We start from the raw sequence: 16,847 nt of genomic DNA, 5'->3' as shown, positions 1-16,847 counted from the left end.
GCTCGCGAAGAGGCCGTCAAATCCAACATCACAGGTGACTGACACTGCGCCTTCGCGAGCAAGCCCGCTCCCACATTTGGCCGGTGTTAACCTTCAGATTCAGGTACGGGTCGCACCGCGCGCGCTGGCGGCAAACTGGTCAGCGGGCAACACGTGCTTGCGCTCCAGCAAGCGATACACCACACCGGTCAGCACCAGCCCGAACACCATCACCCCGGACAGGAAATACAGCCCCGAAGCCAGGTTGCCCGTGTACTCCTTGAGCGCGCCAATCACGAACGGACCGATGTAACCGCCGAGGTTGCCTACCGAGTTGATCAAGGCGATGCCCGCCGCCGCACTGGCACCGGCGAAGAAACGCCCCGGCAAGGTCCAGAACACCGCCGTGCAGGAGAACAGCGCGAACGCCACCAGGCACAACGCCGCCAGTTGCAGCACCGGCACCGACAGCCAGGCGCTGAGGAACAGGCCGATGGCGCCCAGTACATACAACACCGCCAGGTGGCCATAACGATCATTCAAGCGGTCGGAGCTGCGCGGGATGATCAGCAAGCCGACGATGCCGAAAATGTACGGCACCGCCGAGACAAATCCGGTCACCAGATCACTGCCGCCGAACTGTTTGATCAGCGTCGGCAGCCACAAGCCGAGGCCATAAATGCTCAGGGTCACCGGCAGGTAAAACAGCGCCAGCAACAGGACTCGCTTGTCTTTCAAGGCGTGCAATGGATTGCCATGGCGGGTCTGGCCGTAGGCTTGCAGGTCTTTTTGCAGTTCGCCGGTCAGCCAGTCCTTTTCGGCCTGGTCCATCCATTTCACCTGTTGCGGACCATCAGGCAGGTAACGCAACACCGGCCAGGTCAGCAGGATTGCCGGCATGCCAATGACGATAAACAGCCACTGCCAGCCGTGCAGCCCGAGTACGCCGTCCATGCCCAGCAAACCGCCGGAGACCGGCCCGGTGATCATCATGGCGATGGGTTGGGAGAGGATGAACAGACCGAGGATCTTGCCGCGGTGGCGCACCGGGAACCACTGGGTGATGTAGTACAGCACGCCCGGGAAGAACCCGGCCTCGGCGGCACCGAGCAGGAAGCGCATCACATAGAAGCTGTTGGGTCCCTGGACAAAGGCCATGCCGATGGTGATGGCGCCCCAGGTGACCATGATCCGCGCGAACCAGCGTCGAGCACCGAAACGGTCAAGCATCAGGTTGCTGGGGATTTCCAGCAGGAAGTAGCCAATGAAGAACAGCCCGGCGCCCAAGCCGTAGGCGGCATCACCGAGGCCGATATCGGCACCCATGTGCAACTTGGCGAAGCCCACGGCGGAGCGATCCACATAGGCGATCAGGTACAGCAGGATCAGGAAAGGAATCAGTTTCAGCGTGATGCGACGGATAAGCCGCAGTTCCTGGCTCATGAGATCGGTCTCCGATTGTTGTTGTTATAGAACCTCGGGGGACGCCTCTGGCGAAATCTCGTCTGGGCCATCCCTCCGTTGCAGCCGACTATATAGTATTACTATTTACCCAACAACACTTCCAAACCGGCGATTTTGCGCTTAAGGTAAGCCAAAGCTCGAACAATATAGTCATACAATAAGAGAATCGATTATGTCTGATAAGAAACCCACCCTGCGCTCCGCCCAATGGTTTGGCACCGCCGACAAGAACGGCTTCATGTACCGCAGCTGGATGAAGAATCAGGGCATCGCCGACCACCAGTTCCATGGCAAGCCAATCATCGGCATCTGCAACACCTGGTCGGAACTGACCCCGTGCAACGCGCATTTCCGCCAGATTGCCGAGCACGTCAAACGCGGGGTGATCGAGGCCGGGGGCTTTCCAGTGGAATTCCCGGTGTTCTCCAATGGCGAATCGAACCTGCGCCCCACCGCCATGCTCACCCGCAACCTGGCGAGCATGGACGTGGAAGAAGCCATTCGCGGCAACCCGATCGATGGCGTGGTGCTGCTGACCGGCTGCGATAAAACCACCCCGGCCCTGCTGATGGGCGCCGCCAGTTGCGACGTACCGGCCATCGTGGTCACCGGCGGGCCGATGCTCAACGGCAAGCACAAAGGCAAGGACATCGGTTCCGGCACCGTGGTCTGGCAGCTCAGCGAGCAGGTCAAGGCCGGCACCATCAGCATCGACGACTTCCTCGCCGCCGAGGGCGGCATGTCCCGCTCGGCGGGTACCTGCAACACCATGGGCACCGCCTCGACCATGGCCTGCATGGCCGAAGCACTGGGCACTTCCCTGCCCCACAACGCGGCAATTCCAGCGGTGGATGCACGCCGCTATGTGCTGGCGCACATGTCCGGCATGCGCGCGGTGGAGATGGTCCGCGAAGACCTGAAACTGTCGAAGATCCTGACCAAGGAAGCCTTCGAGAATGCCATTCGCGTCAACGCCGCCATCGGTGGCTCGACCAACGCGGTGATCCACTTGAAAGCCATCGCCGGGCGCATCGGCGTGGAGCTCGACCTCGACGACTGGACGCGCATGGGACGCGGTATGCCGACCATCGTCGACCTGCAGCCATCCGGGCGCTTCCTGATGGAGGAGTTCTACTACGCCGGTGGCTTGCCGGCGGTGTTGCGTCGCTTGGGTGAAGCCAACCTGATCCCGAACCCGAACGCCCTGACCGTCAATGGCAAATCCATCGGCGAGAACACCAAGGACGCGCCGATCTATGGCGAAGACGAAGTGATCCGCACCCTCGACAACCCGATCCGCGCCGACGGCGGCATCTGCGTGTTGCGCGGTAACCTGGCGCCGCTGGGTGCGGTGCTAAAGCCGTCCGCTGCCTCGGCAGAACTGATGCAGCATCGCGGTCGTGCGGTGGTGTTCGAGAACTTCGATATGTACAAGGCGCGCATCAACGATCCTGAACTGGATGTCGATGCCAACTCGATTCTGGTGATGAAGAACTGCGGGCCGAAAGGTTATCCGGGCATGGCCGAAGTCGGCAACATGGGCCTGCCGGCCAAGCTGCTGGCCCAGGGCGTGACCGACATGGTGCGTATTTCCGATGCACGCATGAGTGGCACGGCGTACGGCACCGTGGTGTTACACGTGGCTCCTGAAGCGGCTGCCGGTGGCCCGCTGGCGGCAGTGAAGGAAGGCGACTGGATCGAACTCGACTGTGCCAGCGGCCGTCTGCACCTGGACATTCCCGATGCCGAACTGGCTGCGCGCATGGCCGATCTGCAACCGCCGCAGAACCTGATCGTCGGCGGCTATCGCCAGCTGTACATCGACCATGTGCTGCAAGCGGACCAGGGCTGCGACTTCGACTTTCTGGTCGGCTGCCGCGGCGCCGAAGTCCCGCGCCATTCCCACTGATCAGTACCATCTCCTGTGGCGAGGGGGTTTGCTGTGGGAAGGAGCCTTACTGTGGCGAGGGGGCTTGCCCCCGTTGGGCTGCGTAGCGGCCCTGAAAAACAGCGGGACTACTGCGTAGTCCAACGGGGGCAAGCCCCCTCGCCACAGCAAGCCCCCTCGCCACAACAAGCACCCGTCTGTACAAGGTGCTCGTAGCTTTCGACTGATGCATCTCATTGTGCCTGCTATCATGCGCGGCACCCCCTCTCGCACAGGAACGCGCCGCTCCCCATGGATTACCGCAAACCCTCCGACCGCAAAAGCATGCACTCGCGCATTGTCCAGGAACTGGGTATGCAGATCGTCTCGGGACGTTTCCTGCCCGACGACAAACTGCCTGCCGAAGCCCTGTTGTGCGAGGAATATGCAGTCAGCCGGCCGGTCCTGCGCGAGGCCACCCGGGTGCTGGTCGCCAAAGGCCTGGTGTATTCGCGCCCGCGGGTTGGCACCGTGGTCAAGCCGCGCAAGGACTGGCACATGCTCGACCCGGATGTGCTGCATTGGCTGATGCAAAGCAGTCCGCAGAATGAGTTTTTCGATTTGCTGACCAGCGTGCGCAGCATCATCGAACCGGCCGCCGCCGCACTGGCCGCGCAATTCGCCACCGATGCGGACATTGCCTCAATCGGCGAAGCCTACCAGCGCATGGAAGCCGCCCCGACTCCAGAAGCGTTATTGCAACCTGACCTGGACTTCCACAGCCGCATCGCCGATGCCACCCACAACGATTTACTGGCCAACCTGTGCAACATGCTTTCGGTGGCGATTGCCGAGGCGTTGAAACATTCCAACCAGCGGCCAAACCTGCATGAACTGGCGCTGCCACGGCACAAGGCGATTCTGACTGCGATCGAGAATCGCGATGCGCTGGGCGCCCGGCATGCCACGCTGGTGCAGCTCGACGATGCACGCAGTGCGTTGAATGTGGTGCTGGGCACAGAGCTACAGTAAGGGCACATGGCAATCGACTGCCACTAGCACAATTTCAGCGCTGGGCGGTGGTATCGCACTAACGCACTTCAATCTCTTTCGCGCAATACCTTGGCCCTACAGCTCGGCGTCGCCCATGCCTTGTGCAGGTGGCGCTGTATCAGCCCAACTGCCAAGGAATGCGCCCATGTCGATACCCGCCTCGACCTCCCCGTTGAACATTCTGGCCCTCGCTGTCAGAACACAATTTGCCAACCGCCCGACACTACGCTCGGTTTTGACGAAGATGCTCGAGCAGCAGATCGTCGAAAAAACCGCCCCGCTCAACACCGACATCAGCTCGATCTTCCTCGACTTCCCCGATGACACCGGGGGCTACTCCAGCCACTCATTGGTCGATGTCGTATTGGGCTATCTGGCCAGTGGCAATGCGCCTGTTTTTTCCACCGCAACGGCTGATCGTCCAGTCCGTCTGGTCGATGCACAGCGGCAAAAAGTCACCTTCCTCTCGATTGGCGACACCACTGAAAGCACCTGGCCCGGCCTGTCGATGCTCGAAGATGTCATTCGCGAGCTCCCTTCGATTCTGCACATCGGTTTCCAGCAAGCCTTGGCCGACTACTGGAGTGAACCAGGCAATGCTGATTGCAGTCGCTTGCAATGGCTGAGCGACCAACTGCGCGACTCTCTCAGAGCCGCAGCCGTGCGCCAGTCGGGCACCGACGGGACAATACTGCGGCAACTGGCCGATCATCCGTGCCTGCAAGACCGCCCTGCTGAACCTGCCATCCACGCCTATACCCTGCAAGCCACTGCATCAAAGGGCCTGCTGTCTGCCTCATTCCAATCCACCGACCTGCTGGTCACCCAGGGCGCGCGGGCACTGCTGTGCAGCCTGTCCGGCACCCTTGAACCCTATGCCTCCATTGATGAGTTCAGCCAGGCATGGGGACAGAGGGTGCAACAGCCACTGCAGCTCGATGCATTCACCTGGAAGCGCTACGAGCCCGACGGCAACATTTTCGACGTGCAGGCCGCCCTGCTGCTCAATCAGCAACTGGAAGACCTCGCCGCGATCAAGCTTCCCGCAAGCATCAGCGCAAGCGAACTGGAAAACCTTTACGCAAGGGTAACTGACCCGGTTTCGCTATTCGCCGACGCGCCACCGATGCAACGCCAATCCCTGCGCCTGTTGCAATCGACCTTGCCATCATGGCTCAAGGACGCAGCGATTGCCGATCAACTGGCTTACCGCAAGCACAGTCTGGAGCTCGCTGGCGCCCGGCAAACCGCCAAGGGCAAATCCTGGGCCGAAGGTATCGAGGACATCCGGGCATTCACTGCCCGAACGCTGCACGAGCAGATGGTGGCGGATCACTCCGACGCACCAGATGTATCGTCCGATGACCTGGAGTTGACCTTTCACGTTCCCGTCGGTGATCTGGGCAGCGGCTACCTGGAATCAGTGAAAATGTCCCTGACCGACCTGGCCCTGAAAAATCTGGCGGGAAAACCCAAGGGCAGCATGACCCTGCGCCACCTTGATGGAAAACCACTGGCGCAATGGATGACACCTGAGTACCTGCTTGGGCTGGTCAGCAAAGTCGATATCGGCAAGCACTTTCCCGAGAGGATCAAACAGCTCCTGTTAAGTGACGACGCTGACGCCCGAAACCGCGAAGTTCTTTTTGCCAATGAACTCAAGGTGACATTACCGCTGGACGCATTGGAGCTGGCGATCAAGGGTGAACGCGGGTTTACCCGCCGTGGCTACCAGTTGATTGCCGCGCTGGTACAGCCCGCCCGTTCCGATCAGTTCGTCGGCGAAGACGATATTGTCGTCCGGCCGCTGGCTTTGCTGCGCAAGCCGGGAGCCGACGCGGACGAGGTCACCAACATGTTTGTGATCGAACCCGCCGACATCGACCGCGGCCCGCATATCCTTTACCGCCCTGTCTACCAGCAGTCTTTGCACCAATACCCGACTCGTGCAGCACTGCTCGCCGCCATTGCCGAACCGGGCGAGATCCAGACCAGCGTGCTGACCTGGCTGTCGGACCGTGCCCGGCCAATTTATGACCTGGGTGGTTTCAAGGAACCGCACATCGTCCATTTTACACCACTGGACCCCTTCGGCCTGCCGGACAAACCCCGCCCCGCTACCTTGACCACCGCAGCGTCCGGCGAAGAACTGCTGGCGTCGCTGCACAACGGCAAACTGATGGAGTACCTGTTTGGCAGCAATGCCCGGGCGTTGGTCGACCTGGCCGACCGTGACTCCATTTCCAACACCGAGAGCCGATGGGCGATTTTACGCGAAGGCGGCTGGCTGCTCTTCAACACGGTACTGGCGTTGCCGCTCGGCACACCGCTGATGCTGGCCGGCTGGATGGTGTCGCTGACCAATAGCCTCATCGAGGATATTCCTGCACTCTCCAGCACTGACCCCAGCGTACGTGACCCGGCATGGATCGATTTTCTGCTGAACATTGCCATGGTGTTGCTGCACGCAGTGCAGTCCCCGGACTCAACGGACGCCCCCATTACGATTGAGAAAGACACAGGCTTGAGGGTGCTGCTGGAACCACTGCGCCGGCCGCCCGATCAACCCGCTCCACCGGCCCACGTCATCAAGCCAGGCACTGTCGGACTGCCCTCGGAACCACCGGGGGGCGGCACAACGCTGCTCGACTTCGACAAAACCCTGGCGCGCGATTCATCCGCGGCGCGACTGCTGGCAAAACTGCAGAGCGTACGTGTCGATTGGCCAAAAGAACCGGTCGAGCCGATTGCAATAGGCACACTCAAAGGACTTTTCAAGATCGACAACACCTGGCATGCGTCGGTCGCCGGGCTGTTCTTCCGAGTGAGCGTCGTTCCAGGTTCTGGCGAGGTTTTCATTATTCATCCACAAAAGCCTGGCCATCCTGGCATCAAACTTAAAACCGATGGCCTGGGTCACTGGACACTTGATCGCGGCCTCAAGCTGACAGGTGGCGGCCCCAAAAGCAGGATTCAAGCCAAGCGCGCAGAAGTCGCCGCCAGCGTTGCGCAACTGATGATCGATAAACAACAGATCAATGCTCGACTCGAAACGCTTGTCACCACGCAAAATCAAGCACTCACCAGCGTCCGCCAGGCCAGGTCCGATTTTGAGTTGCAGCGGGAAAAGCTGGTGACTGCCTTCGACAACCTGGAAGCGGCCGCGCCAACGGAGAAGGACCGGATCACACAGGAGCATCAAGTCGAGCAGGAAAAAACCCGGGCAGCCCAGATTGCATTAGAGGTCACCATGCGCTTATTGCGACGACGCATGGATGAATCCAAACCGGTACGCCGGGAACTGCTGGACATCCTCACCCGCATCCGTGCGCTGGACAACGCAGCCGTGCACGAGAGGGAGCAATTGCACGCGCTGTCCAACATCTCAACCGTACAAATTATCTACAGTGGCATGCTGCGCGACCTTGGTCGTGACCTGTTCATTACCTCGCGAGGTGAACGTGTGTCAGCGCTGCTGCGCCGGATGGATGAGCAGATGCGCCGTGGCGAAACGGACGCGTATGAGGAGTTTTTTGCGCTGCATAAAGTTGATCTGACCAGGGCAGACGCGCTGATCGAGTGCGCGATATGGCAGGAGCAAACCCTTGAGGAAATGGGCAAGGTCTCGGCGGCAGGGGCGGCTGCCCGCGATACACTTTTAAGGCAGGTCCAGCTGCCAGAGGTGTACTTTTCCGACAACCTGAAGCTGCAATCGCTCAATATCCATAAAGAACTGACGCTTGTCCGAACAGGCATGATCGATAACGAGACCGAGGCTTTCTTCATCAGCCAGATGGCCGGCAATCAATTTCAATCGGCGTATATCGCACACATTGAAACTCGCAGCAGGCGCGGCTACTCGCCGGATGAACGTATTTCGCTTTATGAAAGCGCAATCAAGCAGTACGCGCTCAGTGACCATGCAACCCGAGCGCTCGAGGAGCTGGGTTCGCGCCATGTGCGCGTGCAATACAAGGACGGTTTTATACGCCGCCTGGACGAAGCTCGCGTTCTCGCCGAGCAAGACCTGGCTGATGCCATCCTGGAGGTCGAGGAGGCTAAAGTATTGCCTTCCACGTCAAAGCCGCAAAGCCGCAAATCAGACAGCAAGCGCGTGTTCAAATCACGCAACAAAGGCACGCTCGTCGGAGACGTTCGCCCGTCGCAACCCGACGCGCAAGGAGAATTCATCGACATCCACGATTTTCAATCCGGCGCGATCATCGGCACCTTTCGTAAAAACCCGCAGGAAAATATCTACGTTGAAGTGGTACAGGCAGCACCTGTCCCGGCAAAACTGCCAGCACGGTCGGCGGCAACCATTATTGCGCAAGGGCGCAAGCTGCTGCTGGAGCGCGAAAAACGGGTCAAAATGATTAACCGCGAAATCAAACAACTCGATGACCCTGTATTGCGCGAAGAAAAGAGCCCTTGGGAATGGAACCGCCTGCTGGAGCAGCTCGCCGAAGAACTGGACTCAATCATCGACGAGCTGGGCCGCCTTGAAAATCCGCCCCAGGAGACGCTGACAGCCATCGAAGATTTTCGCGCCCAGGCAAAGGACTTGCGGGAAGCAGGTCGGCAATACCGCAATGCCGGATACAAAAGGCAAGCGCCGACACCGGACAAGGTGTTTGCGTTATGGAAAAGCGAAGAGCTGGATATTCACTTGGTGAAAACCCGCGAAGCCACCCACGCGAAGGACTATCTAACGGAGTTTGCCATCAGGGACAAACAGTCCAATGAAGTCCTGTGGTATGCCCATTTTCACTATGTCGGCAGCGCCGGCCCCGAGATGGACTATAGCGTCGGGCACTTGAAACGCGCGGACCAACGCAACATCGGGTTCAAGGCCCAACTCAGGCAAGCGCGGGACAACAAGGAAGTTGCGCGAATCTGGCGCAGCAAGGTACCGCCCGACATGGCCAGAAAGCTGTTCTTTTACACTTCTTGATAACGCACAAAGCACAACGCCGCGATCAAAGTCGCGGCGTTGTTCATTGGCACAGGATCAGTGGGCGAACAGCGAATTGCCCTTCTGCCCCGCCAGCTTCTCCGGCTTGATCAGGAACCGCGCCAGTGCCGGCAGCAGCCACAGCGCACCGAACATGTTCCACAGCAGCATGAAGGTCAGCATCAGGCCCATGTCGGCCTGGAACTTGATGGCCGAGAAGATCCAGGTGCACACGCCGATGGCCAGGCACAGGCCTGTGAACAGCACGGCTTTACCGGTGGACTTCAGGGTCTGGTAGTAAGCCTCTTGCAGCGGCAGGCCGGCGCGCAGGAAACTTTCCAGACGGCTGTAGATGTAGATGCCGTAGTCCACGCCAATACCCACGCCCAGCGCCACCACCGGCAGGGTCGCGACCTTCACGCCGATGCCCATGAAGGCCATCAGGGCGTTACCCAGCACCGAGGTCAACACCAGAGGCAGCACGATGCACAGGGTCGCCGCCCAGGAACGGAAGGTGATCATGCACATGGTCGCGACGCAGATGTACACCAGGATCAGGATGGTCAGCTCCGATTCCTTGATCACCTCGTTGGTGGCCGCTTCAATCCCGGCGTTACCGGCGGCGAGGATGAATTCCAGGCCGTCCTTGTTGTTTTCCTTGGCGAACTCCTGCACCGCATGTACCGCGCGATCCAGGGTTTCGGCCTTGTGATCGTTGAGGAACACCAGCACCGGCGCCAGCGAGCAACTGTTGTTGTACAGGCCATCGGCCCGGGCAATCGAGTTGTTCAGCACATCAGGGTTACGCGACAGGGTTTCCCATTTCAGGTTGCCCTCGTTCATGCCCTTGATCATCTGCTTGGACACGGTCACCAGGGAAATCGCCGACTGCACGCCCTCGGTGTTCTGCATCTTCCACATCAGTTCGTCGATCGGCCCCATGGCCTCGTAACGCGAGCAGCCTTCGGCCTTGGTCTTGACCATCACCACCAGCACGTCGGAACTGGTGGAGTAGTTGCTGATGATGAAGTTGTTGTCCTTGTTGTAGCGCGAGTCCGGACGCAACTCCGGCGCGCCCTGGTCGAGGTCGCCGATTTTCAGGTTCTGGCTGTACCAGAGGCCGCCACCAAAGGCGATCAACGCCAGCAGAATGGACACCGGAGCGACTTTCGCGCTGGCAAAGTTAGCCAGCAGGCGCCAGAACGGATGCTCGCGGTGGGCGTCCTTCTTGCTGCGCTCGACTGCACGCTTGCTGATGCCGACATAGGAAATCGCCACCGGCAGCAGGATCAGGTTGGTGAACACGATCACTGCCACGCCGATGGATGCACCGATGGCCAGCTCACGGATCACGCCGATATCGATGATCAGCAGCGTGATGAAACCCACCGCATCGGCCAGAATCGCGATCATCCCCGGCAGGAACAGCTGGCGGAAGGTTCGCCGTGCAGCGGTCAAGGCGTTGTCGGCCTCGCTCGATTGCAAGGCAATGCCGTTGATCTTCTGCACGCCGTGGGAAATACCGATGGCGAAGATCAGGAACGGCACCAGCATCGAATACGGATCAAGCCCGAAGCCGAAGAAGTGCATCAAGCCCAGCTGCCAGATCACCGCCACCAGCGTCGTACTCAACACAGCCACGGTACTGCGCATGCAGTTGGTGAACCAGTAGAGCAGGATCAGGGTAATGACGAAGGCAACGCCGAAGAACATCACCACCATCACCAGGCCATCGATCAGGTCGCCAACCTTCTTGGCGAAACCGACGATATGGATCTTGACGTTGGGGTTCTGCGCTTCGAACTTGTTGCGGATCTTGTCTTCAAGCTCGTGGGAGAACTTGCGGTAGTCCAGCGCCAGCAACTTGCCTTGGTCTTGCGGGTCCGGGTAGGACTCCAGCAACGGGATGTCGACGATGCTCGACTTGAAGTCGTTGGCCACCAGGCGCCCGACTTGCCCGGACTTGAGCACGTTGTTGCGCAGCAGGTCGAGGCTTTGCTGGGAGCCGTTGTAGCTTTGCGGGATCACTTCACCGCCGGCGAAGCCCTCCTCGGTCACTTCGGTCCAGCGTACGCTCGGACTCCACAGCGACTTGAGGCCGGAACGATCGACGCCGGAGATGTAGAACACCTCGTCGTTGATCTGGCGCAGGGTCTCCATGTATTCCTTGGAGAAGATGTCGCCATCGGTGGCTTCCACCGAAATCCGCACGGTATTGCCCAGGTTCGCCAGGTCATTGCGGTGCTCCATCATCTTTTGAATGAATGGATGCTCCAGCGGGATCATCTTTTCGAAACTGGTGGACGGCCGAATCAGCGTCGCCTGCCAGAACAGGAAAACGCTGACCATCAGGCAGATGAAGATCACTGCCGGGCGGTTGTTGAAAATCAGGCGCTCAAGGAGCGTCGCCTTTTCCTGATGAGGAGTGCTCAGGGAAGTCATAGCTGCACCTTCTTATTATTAACCCGGCTCATTTTCCCGCCTCGGTGCCGTTGGCCGAAGTGACGCGAACGCCGCCCTGCCCGGCCAAGATCAGATTACCATTGCCCGCCGCCGTGACCGCCGAGACGGAGATGCGATCCGGGCGATTGACCACGTTGAAGGTTTCGCCATTGTCACTGCTGCGAACCACCGAGCCGCCGTTGCCGACGATCACGATCGAACCATCCTCAAGCAGTGTGCCGCCGGACAGGGCGAACTCCAGATCGCCGCGTTGGGCCTTGAGTTCGATCTGCTGCCAGGTGCTGCCGAAATCACTGGAGCGGTAGAGGTTGCCGCGCAAACCATAGGCCAGCAAGGTCGAAGGTTGCGCTGTGCCGATCACCCCGAACAGCGAGCCTTCATACGGACCTTCGAGCTTTTCCCAGGTCTGGCCCCAGTCGGCGGAACGGAACATGCTGCCCTGCTCGCCGACGATGAACAGCCCGGCATCCTTGACCGCCGCGAGCCCGTTGAGGTGGAACTGGTCTTCGTTGTCCAGGCGATCGCTGACATCTTCCCAGTGCTTGCCACCGTCGGTGGTTTCCAGCAAGGCGCCATAGGCACCCACGGCAAAGCCGCTGTCGACGTCCTTGAACCAGACATCCAGCAGCGGCGATTCGCGCTTCAAATCTTCGAATTGCTTGGTCCAGGTGATACCACCGTCCTCGCTGGCGAGGATCTGTGCATCATGGCCGACGGCCCAGCCGTGCTTGTCATCGACGAAAAACACCGACGTCAGCAGTGCCCGGGTCGGGACCCTGGCTTGAGTCCAGGTCGTACCCTGGTCATCGGAATACAGAATGTGCCCGCGATCCCCGACCGCCACCAGACGCTTGCCTGCGTGGACGACATCGAGCATCAGGCTTTTCGCAGCCTTGGCCGATTCAATGGAATAAACAACGTCGGATGCCGGCGCAGCCGCAGCCAGCACAGGTGCCGACAGCATGGCAGAGCCCAGCAGCGAGAGCGCTGTAGCCAGCAACGCGATTTTGCGCAACGCCGGCGGGCGGCAGATACCCACACCCATGACAGGCTCACTCATAGACCTTCCCCCATTATTATTGTTAGGTCGTTCAACCTTTCAGGGCGCCGTAAGGGTGCGTGTCTGGATCAGTCTTTTCAGAGCATGGTTATGAAACCCGCAATCCAGAGCCCCTTCGGAAGCTGGCTTATCCTATCGGTGTTTTTGAAGGGCTGACAATCGACGACACGTTATGTTTTGTTAACCGGGGGGATGTTTGTTTTTGCTGAATGGTTGGGTATTAGATGGGGTGATTGCGGTCGTGGTGGTTGGTGGTTGGTGTACATATCCGTTGCTGCGGTAACGGCGGCTTATGGTTTCGCTCTTACAGCGACTCACTTTTCCAAACGCCGGAGTGCCGGCCCAGCGAAAAGCAAGCAAAAGGCTTTGCCCCGGCGTACGGCACCTCGCTGAGGCTCGATGTTCCCTCGCTACGGTGTCCATCAGGGGGCATCGCCTCCGGTCTGCTTCGCTACGACCTCCTCTCGATGTGTGCGGCTTCGCCGCACGGCGCTGCGCGACCACCCCCCTGATGAACACCTACGCTCGGCCTGCCGAAGAGGCAAAGTATCAAAAGCAAAAGCGAGGCGGCCTACCGGCCGGCCTGATGGACCGGATATACATGTCTCCCCTGGGGTTTGGACGGTTGGCAGGTCGCCATCGCCAGCAGGCTGGCTCCCACAGGGATTGGGTACAGCCGCAAGAGACATGGCGGCTGTCAGGCCGCCTTCGCTGGCAAGCCAGCTCCCACAGAGATTGGGGGCAGCCGCAAGAGACATGGCGGCTGTCAGGCCGCCTTTGCTGGCAAGCCAGCTTCCACAGGGATTGGGGGCAGCCGCAAAAGACAGGTCGGCTGGCAGGCCGCCATCGCCAGCAGGCTGGCTCCCACAGAGGACGGGGATATCCGTCAGAGTTTGGTCGGCTGGCAGGCCGCCTTCGCGAGCAAGCCCGCTCCCACAATGGATCGGCGTACACCCCTCGCTTTTCACCACTCAACAGGCCGAGCGTTAGCTCGCCTGCAGCTTTTGATCTTGATCCACCCGCCCCGTCGGGAGGCTGAGTGGAGGTGTTCATCCGGGGGGTAGGCGCGTAGCGCCGTTCGACGAAGTCGAACGCATCGAGAGGAGGTCGAAGCGAAGCCGACCGGAGGCGATGCCCCCGGATGGACACCGGAGCGAAGGAACGCCGAGCCTTAGCGAGGGGCCGGACGCTGGGGCGAGCGTTTTTTTGCTTACTTTTTTTTGGCGCTTGTAAAAAAAGTGAGTCGCCGTAAGGGCGAAACCATAAGCCGCCGTTACCAAAGAAACGGATATGTACTCAATCAACCAAGACCCTGGTCGGCCCGAAGGCCGCCAAGGTCAACGGCTAACTCAAGCCAGACTCTTGCTGACCACCTCAAACACATCACTGGACAACTGCCCCGAAGCACGAATCCGCTCCAGCTCCCCTTTCATCAAAGCCTGACGAGCATCGTCATACTTGCGCCAGCGCGTCAAAGGCGCCAACTGCCGCGAAGCAATCTGCGGATTGAAACCGTTCAACTCGATCACAAGATCCGCAAGAAAGCGATACCCGGAACCATCGGCAGCATGGAAGTTGATCAGGTTCTGCCCGGCAAACGCACCGACCAGCGCCCGCACCTTGTTCGGGTTCTTGATGTTGAACGCCGGGTGCTGCATCAACGCCTTGACCCTTTCCAGACCACCCGGCAGCACACTGCCAGACTGGACGCTGAACCATTGATCCATGACCAGCGGGTTGTCCTTGAAGTGCTCGGCAAAGCTGGCCAGCGCCTTGGCTTTCTCGGCTTCGAACGGCGAGTTCACCAACACGGCAAGTGCGGTCAGGCGCTCGGTCATGTTGTCGCAGGTTTCGAACTGCTCCAGAGTCGCCGCCAGAACTTCCGGCTTGCCGCTGAGCATCAGGTACGACAGCGCGATGTTCTGCAGGGCGCGACGGGCAAAATGCTCGGCTTCGGCCACATACGGAGTTTGCTTCGACAGATCGCGGTTGGCCTGGTAACGCAGCCACAGCCCTTCGAACAACGCATCCGCCAGTTGCTTGCGGGCAAACTCGCGGGCGCTGTGAATGGCTTCGACATCCGCCACTTCACTGATCTCGGTCAGATAGGCTTCGCTTGGCAACGAGAGCATTTCGGCGACCATGGCCTGGTCCAGCGACTCGTCGGACAGCACGCTGCGCAGCGCAGAAACCAGACGCTGATCGAGCACCAGCGTTTCGCCCTTCTGTTGCTGTGCGATCAGCTCCTGCAACACTAGCACCGACAACTGCTGGCCGGCATCCCAACGGTTGAAGCCGTCGCTGTCATGCTGCATCAGGAACATCAGTTGATCGCGGCTATACGGGAAGCTCAGTTTCACCGGCGCAGAGAAGCCACGCAGCAACGACGGCAGCGGCTGTTCGGCGATGTCGACGAAGGTGAAAGTTTGTTCGGCTTCGGTTACCGAGATCACCCGGGTTGTGCCTTGGGCGGCGGCTTCACCGGCCAGACGCAGGGCAATCTCGCCGCCCTTGCTGTCGAGCAGGCCGAGTTCGACCGGAATCACGAACGGCAGTTTTTCAACCTTGTCCGGGGTTTGCGGGCAGCTTTGGCGGAAGGTCAGGCTGTAGGTTTTCGCCGCGGCGTCGTAAGACTCGCTCACCACCAGACGTGGAGTACCCGCCTGGCTGTACCAGCGCTTGAACTGGGTCAGGTCGACGCCATTGGCATCTTCCATGGCCTTGATGAAGTCATCGCAGGTCACGGCCTGGCCGTCATGACGCTCGAAGTACAGGTCGCTGCCTTTGCGGAAGCCTTCGGCGCCGAGCAGGGTGTGGATCATACCGACCACTTCCGAGCCCTTTTCGTACACGGTCAGGGTGTAGAAGTTGGAAATCTCGATGAAGCTGTCCGGGCGCACTGCGTGGGCCATGGGGCCAGCGTCTTCGGCGAACTGGTGGGTACGCAGGTACGCTACGTCCTGGATGCGCTTGACCGTCGCCGAGTTCATGTCCGAGGAGAACCCGGCATCGCGGAACACGGTGAAGCCTTCCTTGAGCGACAGCTGGAACCAGTCCCGGCAGGTCACGCGGTTGCCCGACCAGTTGTGGAAATATTCGTGGGCGACGATCGCCTCGACCCGCTGGTGCGCGGCGTCGGTGGCAGTTTCAGCCCGGGCCAGCACGGCGCTAGAGTTGAAGATGTTGAGGCCCTTGTTTTCCATCGCGCCCATGTTGAAGTCATTCACGGCAACGATCATGAAGATGTCCAGATCGTATTCGCGACCGTAGACCTCTTCGTCCCAGCGCATGGATTTCTTCAGGCTGTTCATGGCGTGCTGGCACTTGTCGATGTTTTCCGGCTCGACATAAATACGCAGCGCCACGGAGCGCTCGGTCATGGTGGTGAAGGTGTCTTCGACGCACCACAGGTCCCCGGCCACCAGCGCAAACAGGTAGGCCGGCTTCTTGAACGGGTCTTCCCAGGTCGCCCAGTGCCGCCCGTCCTCGCCCGGTCCCGAGGCAATCGGGTTACCGTTGGACAGCAGCACCGGATAGCTGTGCTGCTCGGCGACGACCGTGGTGGTAAACGTGCTCATCACGTCCGGGCGGTCGAGGTAATAGGTGATCTTGCGGAAGCCTTCGGCTTCGCACTGGGTGCAGAACATCGTGCCGGATTTGTACAGGCCTTCCAGCGCGGTGTTGGTTTCCGGGTGGATCCTGACGCTGGTGTCGACCGTGAAGGTGGTGCTGGTCGGGTGCAGGGTCAGGTGACTCTCCGTCAACTGATAGTCGGCGTCGCTCAACTCGCGATCAGCCAGGGTGACCGACAGCAGCTCCAGCTGCTGGCCGTCCAGCACCAGCGGCGGCAGGCCCGGGCCGCGCTCGGGGTTGCGGCGCATCACCAGTTGCGCATGGACCAGGCTGTGGTCCTCGAACAACTCGAAGGTCAGGTGCGTCTCGTCGATCAGGTACTCGGGCGCCTGATAGTCCTTCAGGTAGATCATCTTCGGTTGTTCGGTGCGCAT

At 60.0% G+C, this 16,847-nt stretch carries 7 protein-coding genes; 3 read left to right on the top strand and 4 right to left on the bottom strand.

What is annotated here, in order from left to right; translation table 11 throughout:
- Nucleotides 1–99: 99 nt before the first annotated feature.
- Nucleotides 100–1,422 (bottom strand): MFS transporter, encoded by a 1,323-nt coding sequence (locus KW839_RS08645; protein WP_218424067.1) that lies wholly within the window; start codon nt 1,420–1,422, stop codon nt 100–102.
- 193 nt (nt 1,423–1,615) lie between these two features.
- Here KW839_RS08645 and KW839_RS08640 point away from each other — a divergent pair, with 193 nt between their 5' ends.
- From KW839_RS08640 to KW839_RS08630, 3 genes are all read left to right on the top strand, one after another.
- Nucleotides 1,616–3,352, top strand: coding sequence for an IlvD/Edd family dehydratase (locus KW839_RS08640; protein WP_060542845.1), 1,737 nt, complete (start codon nt 1,616–1,618; stop codon nt 3,350–3,352).
- Nucleotides 3,353–3,622: 270 nt separating this feature from the next.
- Nucleotides 3,623–4,342 (top strand): FadR/GntR family transcriptional regulator, encoded by a 720-nt coding sequence (locus KW839_RS08635; RefSeq protein WP_060542844.1) that lies wholly within the window; start codon nt 3,623–3,625, stop codon nt 4,340–4,342.
- Between the two features lie 166 nt (nt 4,343–4,508).
- Nucleotides 4,509–9,317 carry a dermonecrotic toxin domain-containing protein gene (locus KW839_RS08630; RefSeq protein ID WP_218424066.1) on the top strand — a complete coding sequence of 1,603 codons (4,809 nt, stop codon included), beginning with the start codon at nt 4,509–4,511 and terminating at the stop codon, nt 9,315–9,317.
- 57 nt (nt 9,318–9,374) lie between these two features.
- On the opposite strand, the gene KW839_RS08625 is transcribed toward KW839_RS08630, so the two are convergent.
- From KW839_RS08625 to pepN, 3 genes are all read right to left on the bottom strand, one after another.
- Complete coding sequence (locus KW839_RS08625) at nt 9,375–11,759, bottom strand: RND family transporter (RefSeq protein ID WP_060542842.1); 2,385 nt, start codon at nt 11,757–11,759, stop codon at nt 9,375–9,377.
- A gap of 28 nt (nt 11,760–11,787) precedes the next feature.
- Entirely contained in the window at nt 11,788–12,840 is a 1,053-nt protein-coding gene (locus tag KW839_RS08620; RefSeq protein WP_218424065.1) for a YCF48-related protein, read from the bottom strand.
- A 1,349-nt stretch (nt 12,841–14,189) separates the two neighbouring features.
- On the bottom strand, nt 14,190–16,847 hold the full coding sequence (gene pepN / locus KW839_RS08615; protein WP_218424064.1) for an aminopeptidase N: 2,658 nt from the start codon (nt 16,845–16,847) through the stop codon (nt 14,190–14,192).

The organism is Pseudomonas sp. PDM31, from assembly GCF_019218965.1.
GTDB lineage: Bacteria > Pseudomonadota > Gammaproteobacteria > Pseudomonadales > Pseudomonadaceae > Aquipseudomonas.
The sequence above is the reverse complement of the archived record's forward strand: the minus strand, read 5'-3'. Positions and strand labels throughout refer to the sequence as shown.